The organism is Stenotrophomonas sp. Steno-C18 (assembly GCF_056393195.1).
This window is the reverse complement of sequence record NZ_JBWJOX010000004.1, coordinates 31192-48324: the sequence shown is the minus strand read 5'-3', so window position 1 is coordinate 48324 and position 17133 is coordinate 31192. Positions and strand designations below refer to the sequence as shown.

General features: G+C 67.4%; 15 protein-coding genes. 8 read left to right on the top strand and 7 right to left on the bottom strand.

The window, feature by feature from the left end:
- The first annotated feature begins 2 nt into the window (after positions 1 to 2).
- Together AC06FE_RS09575 and AC06FE_RS09570 are read left to right on the top strand one after the other, a co-directional pair.
- Complete coding sequence (locus AC06FE_RS09575) at positions 3 to 3143, top strand: efflux RND transporter permease subunit (RefSeq protein ID WP_478072909.1); 3141 nt, start codon at positions 3 to 5, stop codon at positions 3141 to 3143.
- A gap of 35 nt (positions 3144 to 3178) precedes the next feature.
- On the top strand, positions 3179 to 4597 hold the full coding sequence (locus AC06FE_RS09570) for an efflux transporter outer membrane subunit (protein WP_478073081.1): 1419 nt from the start codon (positions 3179 to 3181) through the stop codon (positions 4595 to 4597).
- A 658-nt stretch (positions 4598 to 5255) separates the two neighbouring features.
- On the opposite strand, the gene arsH is transcribed toward AC06FE_RS09570, so the two are convergent.
- Positions 5256 to 6002 (bottom strand): arsenical resistance protein ArsH, encoded by a 747-nt coding sequence (gene arsH / locus AC06FE_RS09565; RefSeq protein ID WP_192286410.1) that lies wholly within the window; start codon positions 6000 to 6002, stop codon positions 5256 to 5258.
- Positions 6003 to 6019: 17 nt separating this feature from the next.
- Here arsH and AC06FE_RS09560 point away from each other — a divergent pair, with 17 nt between their 5' ends.
- The 4 genes from AC06FE_RS09560 (at position 6020) to arsB (ending at position 8461) form a co-directional block, all read left to right on the top strand.
- Entirely contained in the window at positions 6020 to 6349 is a 330-nt protein-coding gene (locus AC06FE_RS09560) for an ArsR/SmtB family transcription factor (RefSeq protein WP_313255647.1), read from the top strand.
- Positions 6350 to 6356: 7 nt separating this feature from the next.
- Positions 6357 to 6800 (top strand): arsenic resistance N-acetyltransferase ArsN2, encoded by a 444-nt coding sequence (gene arsN2 / locus AC06FE_RS09555; RefSeq protein ID WP_478072908.1) that lies wholly within the window; start codon positions 6357 to 6359, stop codon positions 6798 to 6800.
- A gap of 91 nt (positions 6801 to 6891) precedes the next feature.
- A complete protein-coding gene (locus AC06FE_RS09550) occupies positions 6892 to 7410 on the top strand; it encodes an arsenate reductase ArsC (protein WP_478072907.1) in 519 nt (172 codons plus the stop codon).
- A 13-nt stretch (positions 7411 to 7423) separates the two neighbouring features.
- Positions 7424 to 8461: an ACR3 family arsenite efflux transporter gene (gene arsB, locus AC06FE_RS09545; RefSeq protein WP_478073080.1), complete on the top strand. Its 1038-nt coding sequence runs from the start codon at positions 7424 to 7426 to the stop codon at positions 8459 to 8461.
- A gap of 318 nt (positions 8462 to 8779) precedes the next feature.
- Here the strand turns inward: arsB and AC06FE_RS09540 are convergent, their stop codons facing one another.
- Positions 8780 to 9997, bottom strand: coding sequence for an MFS transporter (locus tag AC06FE_RS09540; protein WP_192286414.1), 1218 nt, complete (start codon positions 9995 to 9997; stop codon positions 8780 to 8782).
- A gap of 73 nt (positions 9998 to 10070) precedes the next feature.
- Here AC06FE_RS09540 and AC06FE_RS09535 point away from each other — a divergent pair, with 73 nt between their 5' ends.
- Positions 10071 to 10868 (top strand): AraC family transcriptional regulator, encoded by a 798-nt coding sequence (locus AC06FE_RS09535; RefSeq protein WP_478072906.1) that lies wholly within the window; start codon positions 10071 to 10073, stop codon positions 10866 to 10868.
- Between the two features lie 113 nt (positions 10869 to 10981).
- Here the strand turns inward: AC06FE_RS09535 and AC06FE_RS09530 are convergent, their stop codons facing one another.
- The 5 genes from AC06FE_RS09530 to gpmA form a co-directional block, all read right to left on the bottom strand.
- Positions 10982 to 12541 carry a serine hydrolase domain-containing protein gene (locus AC06FE_RS09530; RefSeq protein ID WP_478072905.1) on the bottom strand — a complete coding sequence of 520 codons (1560 nt, stop codon included), beginning with the start codon at positions 12539 to 12541 and terminating at the stop codon, positions 10982 to 10984.
- Positions 12542 to 12627: 86 nt separating this feature from the next.
- Positions 12628 to 13437 (bottom strand): helix-turn-helix domain-containing protein, encoded by an 810-nt coding sequence (locus AC06FE_RS09525; RefSeq protein WP_478072904.1) that lies wholly within the window; start codon positions 13435 to 13437, stop codon positions 12628 to 12630.
- 163 nt (positions 13438 to 13600) lie between these two features.
- Complete coding sequence (locus AC06FE_RS09520; RefSeq protein ID WP_478072903.1) at positions 13601 to 14287, bottom strand: alpha/beta hydrolase; 687 nt, start codon at positions 14285 to 14287, stop codon at positions 13601 to 13603.
- Positions 14288 to 14508: 221 nt separating this feature from the next.
- The gene (locus AC06FE_RS09515) at positions 14509 to 15438 is read right to left on the bottom strand and encodes an alpha/beta hydrolase (RefSeq protein WP_478072902.1); all 930 of its coding nucleotides are present in this window, start codon (positions 15436 to 15438) and stop codon (positions 14509 to 14511) included.
- 110 nt (positions 15439 to 15548) lie between these two features.
- A complete protein-coding gene (gene gpmA, locus AC06FE_RS09510; protein ID WP_132864650.1) occupies positions 15549 to 16298 on the bottom strand; it encodes a 2,3-diphosphoglycerate-dependent phosphoglycerate mutase in 750 nt (249 codons plus the stop codon).
- A gap of 98 nt (positions 16299 to 16396) precedes the next feature.
- On the opposite strand from gpmA, the gene nfi reads away from it, so the two are divergent.
- Positions 16397 to 17053 (top strand): deoxyribonuclease V, encoded by a 657-nt coding sequence (nfi, locus tag AC06FE_RS09505; RefSeq protein ID WP_478072901.1) that lies wholly within the window; start codon positions 16397 to 16399, stop codon positions 17051 to 17053.
- Positions 17054 to 17133: the final 80 nt, after the last annotated feature.

Below are 17133 nucleotides of genomic sequence, written 5' to 3'. Positions count from 1 at the left end.
CCATGGCACGTTTCTTCATCGACCGGCCGATCTTCGCGTGGGTCATCGCCATCGTCATCACCCTGGCCGGCACGCTGGCGGTGTTCTCGCTGCCGCTGGAGCAGTACCCGGACATCGCCCCGCCGTCGGTCTCCATCCGTGCCAACTACACCGGTGCCTCCGCGCAGACCGTGGAGAACGCCGTCACCCAGGTCATCGAGCAGCAGATGACCGGGTTGGACAACCTGATGTACATGTCCTCCAGCAGCAGTTCCTCCGGCGGCGCGCAGATCACCCTGACCTTCGAGTCCAGCACCAATGCCGACACCGCGCAGATGCAGGTGCAGAACAAGCTCCAACAGGCCGAATCCAAGCTGCCTGATGCGGTCAAGAACACCGGCGTCACCGTCACCAAGTCCTCCGGCAACATCTTCATGGTGGTGGCCTTCAGCTCGGCCGACGGCTCGATGCAGAAGAACGACATCGCCGACTACATGGTCTCCTCGGTGCAGGACCCGATCAGCCGTGTCTCCGGCGTGGGCAACGTGCAGGTGATGGGAGCCCAGTACGCAATGCGGATCTGGCTGGACCCGGAGAAGCTGCGCACCTATTCGCTGATGCCGTCGGACGTCAGCAATGCGATCAGCGCGCAGAACGCCGATGTGTCGTCCGGCCAGCTCGGCGCCCTGCCCGCCGTGGACGACCAGGGCCTGAACGTCACCGTGACCGCGCGCAGCCGGCTGCAGACCCCCGAGCAGTTCCGCCAGGTGGTGATCAAGTCCGATCCCGGTGGTGCGGTCGTGCACCTGTCCGACGTGGCCACCGTCGAGCTGGGCGGGGAGAGCTACAACGTCATGTCCACCTTCAACGGCAAGCCCGCCGCCGGCATGGGCATCGAGCTGGCCAGCGGTGCCAACGCACTGCAGGTGGCCGACGCGGTGCAGGCCCGCCTGCAGCAGCTCAAGCCGTTCTTCCCCACCGGGCTGCAGTACCAGGTGGCGATGGATACCACGCCGTTCGTGCGCATCTCCATCGAAGAAGTGGTCAAGACCCTGATCGAGGCCATCGTGCTGGTGGTGCTGATCATGTACCTGTTCCTGCAGAGCTGGCGGGCGACGCTGATCCCCGCGGTCGCGGTGCCGGTGGTGCTGATGGGCACCTTCGGCGTGCTGTCCCTGCTGGGCTACTCGATCAACACCCTGACCATGTTCGCGATGGTGCTGGCCATCGGCCTGCTGGTGGACGATGCCATCGTGGTGGTGGAGAACGTCGAGCGCGTGATGGCCACCGAACACCTGTCCGCGCGCGAGGCCACCCGCAAGTCGATGCAGCAGATCACCGGCGCGCTGGTCGGCATCGCGCTGGTGCTGACGGCGGTGTTCCTGCCCATGGCGTTCTTTGGCGGCTCCACCGGCATGATCTACCGCCAGTTCTCGGTGACCATCGCCTCGGCGATGATCCTCTCGGTGCTGGTGGCCATGACCTTGACGCCGGCCATGTGCGCAAGCCTGCTGGTCGCGCCCGGCCCGGACGGCCACGCCGTGCATCGCGGTCGCCTGGGCCGCTTCTTCGCCGGCTTCAACCGGCGCTTCGACGCCAGCGCCGAACGTTACCAGCACGGCGTGCAGCGCCTGCTCGGCCGCCGTTCGCTGGGCGTGGCCTGCTATGCCGTGCTGTTGCTGGTGATGGGCCTGCTGTTCTGGCGCCTGCCCACCTCGTTTCTTCCCGCCGAGGACCAGGGCACCCTGATCGTGCAGGTCAAGCTGCCTTCGGGCACCACCATGCAGCGCACCCAGGCCGTGATGGACCAGCTCACCGCCTATGCGCTCGAGCAGCCGGAGGTTTCGACCATCATGGCCAACGCCGGCTCCGGTGGTGGTGGCGGCAACAGCGCGCAGAACTCGGCACAGGCCTACATCCGCCTGAAGGACTGGTCGTTGCGCGAGGCCAGCGCACAGGAGGTGGGCGTGCGCATCACCCAGGCCATGTCCCGCATCCCCGATGCCCAGATCTTCGCGGTAACCCCGTCCGGCATTCCCGGCATGGGCCAGACCGGCGGCTTCACCTTCCAGCTGCAGGACCTGGGCGGCGCCGGCCATGAAGCGTTGGTCGCCGCCCGCGACCAGCTGCTCGGCAGCGCCGGCCAGGAATCCGCCCTGGCCAAGGTGCGCTATACGGCGGTCGACGATGCGCCCAGCTTCAAGGTGGAGATCGACGATGCCAAGGCTGGCGCACTGGACCTGGCCACCAGCGACATCAACAACACCCTCTCCACCGCATTGGGCGGCACCTACGTCAACGATTTCATCAACCGCGGCCGGGTGAAGAAGGTCTACGTACAGGGCGAGGCCTCCGCGCGCATGCTGCCGGCCGACGTCGGCCGCTGGTCGGTGCGCAACAGCGATGGCCAGATGGTGGCGTTCTCCGCCTTCTCCACCTCCTCGTGGGATTTCGCACCGGCGACACTGACCCGCTTCAACGGCAGTGGCTCGATGGAGATCAGTGGCGAAGCCAATGCCGGCACCAGTTCGGGCACGGCCATGGAGACGATGGAACGGCTTGCCGCGGCGTTGCCGACGGGCATGGGCTTCTCCTGGTCGGGGATGTCCTACCAGGAACGTCTGGCCGGCAACCAGGCACCCTTGCTGTACGGCGTCTCGCTGCTGTTCGTGTTCCTGTGCCTGGCCGCCCTGTATGAAAGCTGGTCGGTGCCGTTGTCGGTGATGTTGGCCGTTCCGATCGGCGTGGTGGGCGCGCTGCTGCTCACCAGCCTGCGCGGGCTGGAGAATGACGTGTACTTCCAGGTCGGCCTGTTGACCACCGTCGGCCTGGCCGCCAAGAACGGCATCCTGATCGTGGAGTTCGCCAAGGAACTGGAAGAACAGGGCCAATCGTTGCTGCAGGCGGTGCTGCATGCCGCGCGCATGCGCCTGCGTCCGATCCTGATGACCTCGTTGGCCTTCCTGCTCGGCGTGTTGCCGCTGGTGGTCAGCAGCGGTGCGGGGTCGGCCGGTCGGCATTCGCTGGGCACCGGCGTGTTCGGCGGCACGCTCGCCTCCACCGCGCTGGGCATCTTCTTCGTCCCGCTGTTCTACGTGATCGTGCGTACCCTCTCGCCGCGCAAGGCGCGTCCGCAGGCGACCGAAGTGGAGAATCCGTCGTGACCCGAACCTGTCTCCCGCGCGGACCGCGCCACTCCATGCTGCTGGCTGGCTGCCTGCTTGCACTGGCTGGATGCACCAGCATGGCACCGCGCTACACGCGGCCGGCCGCACCGGTCAGCGACACCCTTCCCGCGGGTGTTCCCGCCATTGCCAGTGACGCGGGCGCCGTGGTCGACCTGCCGTGGCGGCAGGTGTTCCTGGACACCCGCCTGCAGCAGGTGATCGCACTGGCGTTGGAGAACAACCGCGATCTACGCATCGCCCTGCTCAACATCGAAACGCAGCGTGCCCAGTACCGGATCCAGCGGGCTGCATCGTTGCCGTCGATCGATGCATCCGCCGCACAGTCACGCAGTCGCGGCACCGACGCCTCGGGACAAAGCGGCGTCAGCCGCAGTGCCAGCGCCGAGGTCGGCATTGCCAGTTGGGAGCTGGATCTGTTCGGCCGCGTCCGTAGCCTCAAGGACCAGGCCCTGGAGAACTGGTTGGCCACCACGGAAACCCAGCGCGGTACCCGCCTGACGCTGGTTGCCGAGGTGGCGAGCGCATGGCTGACGCTTTGCGCCGACCAGCAACGGCTGGAACTGGCCCGGCAGACCCTGCACAACCAGCAACAGACACTGGCACTGACCCAGGAACGTCATGCGCAGGGCATCGTCTCCGGGCTGGATCTGTCGCAGGTCGAGGCCAGCGTGCACAGCGCGCGCTCCGACCTGGCCAGCTATACCGTGCAGCTGGCACAGGACCGCACTGCATTGGAGCTGTTGGTCGGCACCCGCCTGGAAGCCCCCTTGCTGCCGTCCAGCGAAGCACTGGACAGCGCCGTGGCGCTGGCACCGATTCGGTCGGGTCTGGATTCACGGGTACTGCTGGACCGGCCCGACGTGCTGGCCGCCGAGCACGCCCTGAAGGCGGCCAATGCCAACATCGGCGCGGCACGTGCCGCCTTCTTCCCCAGCATCGCGCTCACCGCCAACACCGGCCGCAGCAGTGACGCGCTGTCCTCGCTGTTCAGCGGGGGCCAGCGCACCTGGTCGTTCATCCCCAGCATCAGCATCCCGATCTTCCATGCCGGTGCGCTCAGGGCCGAACTGGACGTCGCCACGCTCGGCAAGCACATCGAGGTTGCCCGCTACGAAAAGAGCATCCAGAGCGCCTTCGCCGAAGTCGCCGATGCCCTGGTCGCCCGCGCCAACCTCGATGAACAACTGGAGGCACAGCGCGCACTGGTCGCGGCCAACCAGCGCGGCTTCACCCTCGCCGACACCCGCTACCGCACCGGCGTGGACAGCTACCTTGAAGCGCTGGACGCGCAGCGTTCGCTGTACAGCGCCCAGCAGGCGCAGATCACCCTGCAGCTGTCTGAAGCAAACAACCGGGTGACGCTGTACAAGGTGCTGGGCGGCGGCGCCGACGCACACACCACCGACATCGCCGCCGCCCCACCTCCGTAGGAACGGCTTCGGCCGCGAGGTCGCTGCCGTGTGATTGCCGAAGGCGCCCCGTCCAACGATGACGGGACGACAGAAACCACCGCGTCGGTCACTTCCCCAGCTTCGGGGCGAACGCCGCTCCTACCCATCCGCGCCCTGTCCGCCCCCGTAGGAGCGGCTTCGGCCGCGAAGCCACAAACCAACGCCTGCATCCCCCGCCCCCTCCAGAAGCACCTGTCAAACGGCCAGCAATCTCCACGCGACCTGCGCTGCAGGTCTCGGATGATTCCTAGCCGATGCACCCTTTGGGTGCGGCCGCAGCGATGGGAGCGGCAGCGCCGGCACCTGCAACGGCATCAGCGGCGCTTCAAACGCCATCACTGGCGTTTTTCCCGCCATCAAGGGCACTTCAACCTTCAGCCTTGGCGCTTTTTCCGGCATCGCTGACGCTTCAGGCGACATCAATGCCCCTTGAAGGGGCGTCGTGCAATCACAAGTGGCACGGATGGCCTCTCAAACCGCATCCGTGCCGCTTTTCCCGGCGGACGACGCACGCTCGACGGGGGCATTCCCATGTTCGGCAACCCGCCACCGACCGCATCCTGCCAGCCCGGCCCGACGCCAGCACCCCTTCCCAGGGTCGCCGGCACCCGCCCCCTTCGGCACGTTGCAGGAAGCGTCAGCCCTGCGTCGTCTCCACCGCGTCGGCGGCAAGCGCCAGTGCCGCAGCGGCGCTGGCGCCCTTGCGCTCGCTGTAGCGGTCAACCAGGTAGTCGCTGCGACCACGCACCAGCAGCGTGAACTTCATCAGCTCCTCCATCACATCCACCACGCGATCGTAGTAGGGCGAAGGACGCATGCGTCCGTTTTCGTCAAACTCCTGCCAGGCCTTTGGGACCGAAGACTGGTTGGGGATGGTGACCATGCGCATCCAGCGCCCCAACACGCGCAATGCGTTGACCACATTGAACGATTGCGAACCGCCGCATACCTGCATGACCGCCAGCGTGCGGCCCTGGGTAGGACGTACGCTGCCTTCTTCCAACGGCAGCCAGTCGATCTGGTTCTTGAACACACCCGTCAAGGTGCCGTGGCGCTCCGGTGACACCCATACCTGGCCTTCGGACCACTGCGACCACTCCCGCAGTTGCCGCACCTTGGGATGGTCCTTGTCGCAACTGTCGAGCATCGGCAGCCCGTGTGGATCAAAGACGCGCGTCTCTGCCCCCAGTTGCAGGAGGACACGCTCCGCCTCCAGGGCCAGCTTGCGACTGAACGATTGCGGGCGCAGCGAGCCGTACAGCAGCAGGATGCGTGGCCGATGCAGGCCATCGGAGGCTGCCCGCAACCCACCATCCGGCACCGGTAGCAGATCGAGGTTGATGTTGGGCAGGGCGTCAATTGGGGATTGCTGATCGATATTCATTCCATTATTCTAGAATTATGGAAACGAATCAGGCAATCGCCGCCCTTACCGCGCTCGGCCACGGCACCCGGCTGGCTGCATTCCGCCTGTTGGTGGAGGCCGGCCCCGACGGCCGCATGGCCGGTGAAATCGCCGAATCCCTGGCCGTCCCCAACGCCACCCTTTCCTTCCACCTGAAGGAACTGCTGCATGCAGGCCTGGTGCAGAGCGAAAGCGTCGGACGCAATGTCTGTTACCGCGCCGACTACACCGCCATGAACGCGTTGATGGCCTACCTCACCCACAACTGTTGCGCCGGCTCGCCCGGCAGCCGCTGTGCCCCCACCCCCACAAACTCCTGCTGCTGAGGCGTCCATGCCCGCCTACATCCGCGCTCCGCACCCGACCGACCTGCCCCGGCTGGTGGCGCTGCTTGCCGCCGCCGGGCTGCCGGTCGATGACCTGGCAACGGGACAGATCGACTTTCTCGTCGCCATGGAGGATGGGCAACTGCTCGGCATCATCGGCGTGGAAGCCGTACCACCGGATGGCCTGCTCCGTTCGTTGGCGGTGGTTCCCGGTGCACGCGGCAGTGGACTCGGCGGGCGCCTGCTGCAGGCCATGGAGGCACATGCCGCCGCGCGTGGTGTCCGCCGCCTGACACTGCTGACCACCACGGCCGCACCGTTCTTCCAGCAGCGTGGCTATCAGCCCGTGCCGCGGGCCGATGTCGCCCTGGCCATCCAGGCCACCGCCGAGTTCCGCAGCCTCTGCCCGGCCTCGGCGACCTGCATGCACAAGCACCTGGCCGTGGATTGAACACCCAGCCGAGGCCGTTCATCGCCGACCGGCATCCGGCATCCATCCGCCGCACCCGTTGAAACCCGATTCCTTCCCTGACGGACACGCCATGAGCATCAACGTTCTCTTCCTGTGCACCGGCAACAGTGCCCGTAGTGTGCTGGCCGAAGCCACCCTGCGGGCCTGGGGCGGCAACCGTTTCGTCGCATTCAGTGCGGGTAGCCAGCCCACCGGCACGGTCAATCCATTCGCCTTGGCCCAGTTGTCCGCGGAAGGCATTGCCACCGCCGGCCTGCGCAGCAAGTCCTGGGACGAGTTCACGCAACCCGATGCCCCTCGCATGGACCTGGTCATCACGGTCTGTGATTCGGCCGCCGCTGAAACCTGTCCGGTGGTGTTCGGCGACTTCCTGCGTGCCCATTGGGGACTGCCGGATCCGGCGGCGGTGGAAGGCAGTGACGATGAAAAGCGCGCGGCATTCGCGCTGGCGCATGCCGTGGTAAAGGCCCGGCTGTTGGCGCTGCTTGCCGTCCCGGCGACGCAATGGCAGGACCGCCTGCAGCTCCAGCACGCCCTTGATGGCATCGGGCAGGTGCAGCCGGAAACGGGACGCCGGGACAATGACTGAGGGCACCGCCCGGCTGGGCCTGTTCGAGCGTTACCTGACCTTGTGGGTGGCGGTGTGCATCGCCGTTGGCACCGGTCTGGGGCACATGTTCCCCGGGGCATTCGCGCAGTTGGGCGCGCTGGAAGTGGCGCGCGTGAACCTGCCGGTCGCCGTGCTGATCTGGCTGATGATCATCCCGATGCTGTTGAAGGTGGACTTCGGGGCGATGCGCCAGGTGGGCCAGCACTGGCGGGGTATCGGCGTCACCCTCTTCATCAACTGGGCCGTCAAGCCGTTCTCGATGGCGTTGCTGGGCGGTCTGTTCCTGCGCCACGTCTTCGCCGCATGGCTGCCACCTGGGCAGGTGGACTCCTACATGGCGGGGCTGATCCTGCTGGCGGCCGCGCCGTGCACCGCGATGGTGTTCGTCTGGAGCAACCTGTGCCGGGGCGATGCCAACTTCACCCTGAGCCAGGTCGCGCTCAACGACGCGATCATGGTGCTGGCCTTCGCGCCCCTGGTGGCCGTGTTGCTGGGCCTGTCGTCGATCACCGTGCCATGGGCGACGCTGGCGCTTTCGGTCTCCCTGTACATCCTGCTGCCGGTCGCGGTGGCCACGTTGCTGCGACGCTGGCTGCTCGCGCGCGGCGGCCCGCCCAGGCTGCAGCAGGTACTGCAGCGGCTAGCCCCCGTATCGCTGCTGGCACTGCTGGCCACGCTGGTGCTGCTGTTCGGCTTCCAGGGCCGGCAGATCATCGAGCAGCCACTGGTCATCGCCATCCTCGCCGTGCCCATCCTGTTGCAGGTCTATTTCAACGCTGGGCTCGCCTACCTGCTCAACCGGCGTCTCGGTGTTGACCACTGCGTGGCCGGACCATCGGCATTGATCGGCGCCAGCAACTTCTTCGAGCTGGCCGTCGCCGCAGCGGTCAGCCTGTTCGGCGTGCACTCCGGCGCCGCGCTGGCGACCGTGGTCGGCGTGTTGATTGAAGTACCGGTGATGCTGACCGTGGTGGCCATCGTCAACCGCTCGCGTCGCTGGTATGACGCGGGAGCCATCCCTCGACCCTAGCGTGCCTGGCGGTTCACGCTGTTCCTGCAAGGAATGCATCCTGCGTAGGAGCGGCCTCGGCCGCGAGGCTGGTGGTGCTCGATCAATCGTGCGACCAGCAACCTCATGGTTGCTGGCAACACGGCCCTTCAACCCCACCGTGCTTCGCGACTGAAGCCGCTCCTGCAAGGAAGGCCCCATCCACAGGAGCGGCCTTGGCCGCGAAACCTGCGCTGCCTGATCGGCAGTGCGGCCGGCATTCTCATGCTTGCCGGCAGCACTGCGCTTCAACTGCCGCGTGCGTCGCCGCTCGCGCCGCTCCTGCAAGGTCGCGCAGGATCAGTGACTGCGCCGATTCGGCAGGAACGCGGCCACCATGCCCAGCAATGGCAGGAACGAGATCACCTTGTAGACCCACAGGATGCTGGTGTGGTCGGCCAGCACGCCCAGTACCGCGGCACCCAGGCCGCCCATGCCGAACGCGAAGCCGAAGAACAGGCCCGAGACCGTGCCGATGCGATGCGGCATCAACTCCTGCGCGTACACCAGGATGGCCGAGAACGCCGAGGACAGCACGAAGCCGATGATCAAGGTCAGCACCGTCGTCCATTCCAGGTTCGCGTAGGGGAGCATCAACGCGAACGGCGCCACGCCCAGGATCGACGCCCAGATCACCGGCTTGCGACCAATGCGGTCACCTACCGGCCCGCCGATCAAGGTGCCCGCCGCCGAGGCCAGCAGGAAGCCGAACAGGTGCAACTGCGCGCTCTGCACCGACACGTGGAACTTCTGCATCAGGTAGAACGTGTAATAGCTGCTCAAGCCAGCGATGTAGAAGTATTTGCTGAAGATAAGCACCAGCAGGATCGCGATCACCCATGCCACCGTGCGCTTGGGCAGCAGCGACTCACTGCTTGCCATGCCCGCCTTTGGCTTGCTGGCGCTGACGACCAGGTGCTGCTGGTACCAGCGGCTGACATAGGTCAGCAAGCCGATGCCGATCAGCGCCGCGCCGCCGAACCAGGCGACGCTGCGCTGGCCGTTGGGAGCGATCACCGCTGCGGCCAGCAACGGCCCGATCGCCGTGCCGGCGTTGCCGCCCAGCTGGAACACCGACTGCGACAGGCCATGCCGTCCGCCCGAGGCCAACCGCGCGATGCGCGAGGATTCCGGGTGGAAGATGGCCGAACCGATGCCGACCAGCATCGCCGCGACCAGCACCGTGCTGAAGTTCGGCGCATAGGCCAGCAGCAACAGGCCGCACAGCGTGGAGGTCATGCCCATCGGCAGGGAGTACGGCGCCGGGCGCTTGTCGGTACGCAGGCCGATCAACGGCTGGAACAGCGAAGCGGTGAGCTGGTAGGTCAGGGTGATCATGCCCACCTGGGTGAAGCTCAGGTGGAACTGCGCCTTGAAGATCGGATACAGCGCCAGGATCAGCGACTGCATCATGTCGTTGACTAGGTGCGAACTGCTGATCGCAGCCAGCACGCCGACGGCGGCCGGGCGCCGCGCGGGGGTACTGGAAGCGGCCACGGGTGGAGCGGTGGAGGACATGGCGTTATCACGGGATGAGGGGAGCCGGCGCATGGTAGAGTCGCTCGCCACGCCCTTCCTGCGCGATATGGTCATGCACCCTCTCGAAAAGGACACCGACAGCCGCAAAGGCCGGCGCCTGCCGCTGCCGGCGGGCCCGGAGACGGCGGTGTATTGCAGGGCACGGGACTACGAGGCGGACACGCTGATCCCGCTGCACCACCACCCCGATCGCCACCAGCTCGTGTATGCCGAGACCGGCGTGCTGGTCGTGCGCGCCGGCATGGGCCGCTGGGTGGTGCCCAGCACCCGTGCAATCTGGATGCCGGCCGGCACCGGCCACCAGGTGCATTGCATCGGCCAGGTGCAGATGCGCAGCCTCTACGTCACGCCGGCCGCGATGCGGCAGCCGCCCGCCGGCCCATCGGCGGTCTCGGTCACGCCGTTGTTGGCGGCACTGATCCGCGCAGCGGCCAGCGTGCAGCAGCCCTATGTGGAGGATTCACGCGACGGCCGGGTGATGCGCCTGATCCTGGACGAGATGCAGACCCTGCCGGTGCTGCCGCTGCACCTGCCCGAGCCGAAGGACGCGCGTCTGCGCATGATCGGCCGGCAGCTGGAGCGACACCCGGACGATGCGTCCACCCTGCACGACTGGGCGCAGCGCCTGCAGGTCGACGTCAAGACGATCCAGCGCCTGTGCACGCGCGAGCTGGGCATGACCTTCGGCCAATGGCGCCAGCAGGCACGGCTGCTGCGCGCACTGGAGCGGCTGGCGGTCGGCGAGAAGGTCATCGACGTGGCCCTCGCATTGGGCTACGAAAGCCCGAGCGCGTTCACCACCATGTTCAAGCGTCGCTTCGGCCTGACCCCCAGCCAGTTCTTCCGCTGACGCCGCCGGCAGGAGTGGCTTCAGACGCGAAGCTCGTGGGTGCCGTCGTGGCAATGCGTGCGATTGCAAACCGAGGCGTTGAGGCGCCATCGGCTTCGCGACTGGCGTCGCGCCTACGGGAGCGCATCGGTGTGCATTGCCGGCGGGGGCGACGGTTGCTTCATGTAACGTTCGCCGTCGTATTCGAAACCACTGATCTGGCCCTGTCCGTCGCGCAGGAACTGCAGGGGCTCCGGTGCGTCCAACGGCCCGCCCTGCGCGCCAAACAGGTCCACGGTCGCCGGTTGCAGCTCACGCGCGAGCGCTCCCATCTGCAGGTGCAGGCCATGCCCCGTCTCGGTGACCGCCGCCTCCACCGGCAGGCGCTCGGCATGGAACCGTGCCGTGTACGCGGCACGCACCCCGGCGTCTGGCTGCCATGCCCAGCCCTGCCACCGCGCCTGTGCGCGTTCCTTGGCCTGGCGCGCCTGCAGCCCGGCCAGCTGCTCGGCCACCCGCGTCGGGTACACCTGCCGACGTGTCCGCGCCCAGGTGTCCGCCTCCGGGTGGTCCACCAGGTACTGGAAGAACTGCACCACCGTGCGCGAGGTGAACCAGCCGGTGGCGTTGTCGGAATTGGAGAACACCCCGATGCCCACGCCCAGGTCCGGCGAGAACGCCATCATGCTGCGCGCACCGGTGTAGCTGCCGCCATGGATGTACAGCGTATGCCCCTCGAAGTCGCAGACGTTCCAGCCGAATGCATAGCCGTGGCAGGGAAGCTCATAGGCGTTGCGGGCCTTCGGGTCGACCTGCACGCCGATGGCATGTGCCCTGTCGACCACCCCGGGCGCGATTGAGGGTGGCAGCGTCCCGCCCAGCTGCAGCCGCAGCCAGCGGCCCAGGTCGCGCGGCGAGGTCATCACGCCGCCGGCCGAATGCATGATGGCGTCCGGCTTCGGCGCCACCACCTGCCATCCCCGCCCTTCCCCGAGCCACTGATGGTTGTAGGCCAACTGGGCGGGATCGAACACGGAGGTGCGCGCGGCGGTCTCACGCATTCCCAGCGGCGTGAACACCAGTTCCTGCAACCAGTCCTGCCAGTGCCTGCCGGTACGCTGGTACAGGAGGGCGGCGTAGATGTTGTAGCCCAGGTTGTCGTAGTCGAAGCCGGCCGGCCGCGCCGTCGCCAGCGTGGCAAGCAACTGCGGGTACAGCACGGGGTCCGGCGCGCCGATGTAGGCCTCCATCGTGGTGAGCGCATCGGCATGCAGCGGCACGCGGTGATTGAGCAGGTCGGCCAGGGTCCACGCCGCAGGATCCACGCCGTCGGGCAGGCGCAGCTGCGGCCAGTGATCGGCCAGGGTGCTGTCCAGGCGCAGCACGCCGCGTTGATCAAGCAGGTGTGCCAGCAAGCCCATGTACGACTTGGTCTGCGAGGCGACGTACATCGGCGTGTGCATCGTCAAGGGCGCGCCGCTGGCGGTGTTGCGCTGGCCGCGGGTGTAACCGAGCAGTTGCCGGTCACGATCCACCACCACGACCGCGTAGCCCGGCCCCAAGCCGGGGATGCCATCAAGGAAGCCCTGCAGACGCCGCGACGCCTGCTCCGGTGTCGTCGCCGTAGCCGACAGCGCGGTCGCGGCGACAAGCAGCAGGCACAACTGGCAGCGCTGGAGGAAAAGGTGGCGCATGGTGCGATTCCACGGGGACATGAGGCGATGCTGCAGCGGCGAAGGGGCCGGCGTATTGAATGGATCGAACCTGCGCGCCCTTCCAATCAAGCGCGCAACACCCTGGCCAGGCGAGCCGGTGTCAGGCCACTGTATTGGCGCGCCACGCGGCTCAGGTGCGCCTGGTCGGCGAAGCCGGCCTGGCATGCCGCCGCTGACAGCGACTGGCCGGCCGCCAGCAGCGGCAGTGCACGCTGCAGTTGCGCGCGCAGCCGGAACGCCGAGGGCGCGCAGCCCATCCAGCGCGCGAATGCACGCGCGAAATACACCGGGTGCAACCCGTGTTCCTGCGCCAGCGCCGTCACCGGCACCGCTTCCTCGCCCAGGCGCTCGCACGCCAATGCCAGCCAGCGCGGCGGCGTTCCCGCTGGCCGTTGATCCACCTGGACCATCATCGCCAGCAGCTCCCACAGGCGCGCTTCCATCTCCTCTGCAGGAAGTCCTCCCCCTGTCAGCTGCGCCAGCGTGGAGCCGCCCCGCGCCAGCATCGTCGGTGCCGCACGCTCGCGCCACTGCCAGCCCCCGCCAACGCCAAGCTCCCTCTCCAGGTCGAACCGGCCCGGCAGATTGATGCCCAGGATCAACGCCCCGGACGGCCCGTAGTCATTGGCATGCACCAGCCCCGCGGGCTTCACGCCAACGGCCGATGTCGCCAGCCGCACTTCGCGATGTGGCGTCTGCTCGCCCAGCGTTCCGACCAGCAGCAGCGAGAGCTGATGGCACTCATGCACGTGCCGCGACATGCGCAGTCCGGGCGCATACCACCCCACCCGCGCGGACAGCCGTTCACCCACGAACAACGTACGGCTGCAGGCGGCGCTGCCGGCCTGGGTCTGCGGTGATGGAAGCGACGGCATGGACGTGGGCAATCACCGCAGGGGTTCAAGCGCAGTCTAGTGAACGCATGTCGCGCCGCGCCTGCCATTGGTCGTGGTGCCAGGCACCCCGCCAACGGGCCGCGCCCGGCGCGCAGGCCACTGGCGCCGTGTCACCGACGCCAGTGGCCGGGTGGCCGCGGGGTCACGCCTGCTGCGCGGCCTCATCGATCAGTGCCGCCACTTCCTGCGGATGCGACGCCAGCGATGCGTGGCTGGCCTCCAGGGTCAGCACGCGGCGCGGCTTGATGCGCTCAGACATCGCCCTCTGGTTCTCGGGGGCGATCATCCGGTCGCGGGTCGAAAGCTGGTACCAGCTCGGCTTGTGCCTCCACGCCGGGTCGGTGATGGCGTCACCGAAGGTGCTGGCCAACGGTGCCTTCTGGGTCACGCCCATCACGAAGCCCTCCTCCGGCGACAGGTCCTGGCAGAAGCTCTCGTGGAACTTGGCCGGGTTCAACCACAGGTAGCCATCGCTGTCCGGCGCAAGGTTCGGCGCGGCCTCGGGCAGGTGCTGCTGGGTGATGCCACCTGGGCTTTCACCGGCATCGGGGGCGAACGCGGCGATGAAGACCAGTGCCTTGACGTTGTCCAGATTGCCCGCCTGGCTGATCACCGCCCCGCCATAGGAGTGCCCCACCAGCACGACCGGGCCCTGCACCTGCGCCACCATCTTGCGGGTGCGCTCGGCGTCGTCGGCCAATGAGGTCAACGGGTTCTCGACCGCACGGATGTCGGCGTAGCCGAGCCGCTTCAACTCCAGGATGACCTTGGCCCAATGGGCGGCACCGCCCCAGAACCCATGGACCAATACCACTGCCGGCTTGTTCATGACGTTGTTTCCTGCGCTGGGGAAAGAGACCCTGGCACCGCTGCGCGCTGCCAAGGCACGCACGACAGTGACGGAGTGCGCAATCTTTCAGCCCGGCCGTAAATGGCCCGTGAGGAATCGGCGGGATAAACAAGAACCCGGCTTGCGCCGGGTTGCCGTGGCCATGCGCCCTGCGGCCGTGGCCTGCCCTGCCTGGCCGCCGCCGGTAGCGCCCCCTGCCCTCAGGGGAGGGAGGCCGGCTGCGCCAGCAGGTACTCCAGCCCCTGCATGAATCCGCGCGGCGCGACGGTCAGGTGGTCCTCGTCGTTGAGTACCTCCAGCTGCAACTGCAGCGATGCATAGCGGCGCGATGCCAACACCTTCTGCATCCGTCGTGCATCCTCGACCATGTCGGCGTCGCCACCGTGCGCCCGTGCTTCACGCTCACCGACGTACATGTAGATCCGTGCCGGCAGGTCACGATGCGCTGCAGCGAAGCGGCTCTCCTGACGCTCCATCACGTGCCGGTCGTACCAGTACGACGGGCTGCCGAGGATGTAGCCGGCGAACAGCTGTGGACGCTCGAACAGAATCTGGGTGCCCAGCAAGGCGCCGTAGGAGTGGCCGAGGAACAACCTGCGTTGTTCGTCGGTGCGGTAGTGCTGTGCGATGAACGGCAGTACCTGGCTGTCCAGATAGCCCAGATAGGAAGCACCGCCACCGTGCACGCTATCAGCAGGCGTGCCGCTGGGGGCGTTGGGAGTGGGCGTGTAGTCGCGGCGACGGCTGGGCATGCCGCCCTCGCCCTTCGCGTAGGACAGGCCCACCAGGATGAAGTCCTCGATGCGCGGACCTTCCACGTTCAGGCGACGCGCCATCTGCCGGATCAACGGGAAGGCGTAATCCGCATCGGTGACGTAGAGCACCGGATAGCGCCGGTCCGGATTCTCGGCGTAACCGGCCGGCAAGGCGACGAACACCTGGTAGACACGGGCCGATACCGGGTCCGGCACATCCCACACTTCACTGCCGATGACTTCGTAGGGCTGGCCGCCACCACGTTGTGCGAGCTGTGCGTTTGCAGGTTGCGCCGGAACCACTGATGCGCTCTGTGCCAGCGCGCCCCCTGTCAGCAACAGGGCAAGACATCCTGCAATCACCTTTCGCTTCACGCTTCACTCCTGTGCATTTTCCGTGCCGGATCATGGCACAGGGCCAAGCACGGCCACAAAGCAGGACACCCGGCACGAGGCCGGGTGTCCAGGAGAAACGGGGGGCCGGCTTACTTCGCCTTGCCCTGGTTGGCGACCGCTTCGGCCGCCTTCTTCGCCGCTTCCGGATCACCGAGGTAACGGAACGACTGCACGGTCAGGTCATCGTTCAATTCGAACAACAGCGGGATGCCGGTCGGGATGTTGAGCTCGAGGATTTCTTCCTTGCTCACGTTGTTGAGGTACTTGTACAGCGCGCGCAGCGAGTTGCCATGCGCGGTGACCAGCACGGTCTTGCCGTCCTTCAACTGCGGGGCGATCGCGTCGTGCCAGTACGGCAGCACGCGGTCCAGTGTGGTGGCCAGCGATTCGGTGGCCGGCAACGCGTTGCGGTCCAGGCCAGCGTAGCGGCGGTCATGGATCGGATGGCCCGGGTCTTCCAGGTCCATCGGCGGCGGCGGGATGTCGTAGGAACGGCGCCACACCTTGACCTGCTCCTCGCCGTGCTTGGCGGCGGTCTCGGCCTTGTCCAGGCCCTGCAGGCCACCGTAGTGGCGCTCGTTCAGGCGCCAGGACTTGTTGACCGGCAGCCAGTCCTGGCCCATCTCGGCCAGCGCCCCCTGCAGGGTGTGGATGGCGCGCTTGAGCACCGAGGTGTGGGCGACATCGAACTGCAGGCCCTCTTCCTTCATCAGGCGACCGGCGGCGGCGGCCTCGCTGCGGCCCTGCTCGGTGAGATCCACGTCCACCCAACCGGTGAAACGATTGTCGAGGTTCCACTGGCTCTGGCCATGGCGCAACAGCACGAGTTTGCGGGTCACTGCGGATATCTCCGGGTTGGGGAAGGAAGGCCGTCGATTGTAGCCCGTCCCCCTGACCCCCGCCCCGTTGCGGGGCGGGAAGTGGCAGGCTTGGGGGCATGGACACGTCAACGCCCGCACCCGACTACGCGCGCCTGCGCCAGCAGCAACGCGAGCTGGCGGCACAGGTCGAACTGGTCGATGCCTTCCAGGGCCTGCCTGATCGCATCGCCGGCGTGGACACCGGCTTCGAGGAAGGCGGCAGCATCACCCGCTCGGCGGCGGTCCTGCTCGACGGCCAATCCCTGCAGCCCCTGCATTCGGCGCTGGCGCGTCGCCCGACCGCCCTGCCCTATATCCCCGGCCTGCTCAGCTTCCGTGAGCTGCCGGCTGCGTTGGAGGCGTTGGCGCAACTGCCCGCGCCGCCGGCACTGGTGATGGTGGACGGGCACGGCATCGCCCACCCGCGCGGGTTGGGCATCGCCGCGCACCTGGGCGTACTCACCGGCCTGCCCAGCATCGGCATCGGCAAGAGCCGCCTGGTCGGCGACTACGAGGAGCCGGGCCCGCAGCGCGGCGACCATTCGCCGCTGTTGTTCAAGGGCCGGCAGGTGGGGTGGGTGCTGCGCAGCAAGCCGCGTTGCAAACCGCTGTTCGTCTCGCCCGGCCACCGGGTATCGGTGGCGCAATGCCTGCCGCTGGTAGTGGCCTGCCTGGCCGGCTACCGGTTGCCGGAACCGACACGGCTGGCGGACCGCTTGGCGTCGCGGCGGTAGCGGGCCCGGTCAAGGCGTGCCGCCGCCCCGGTGCAAAACAATCCGTTGCCGCACTGGTCACGACAGCCTCGCGCCGGGCA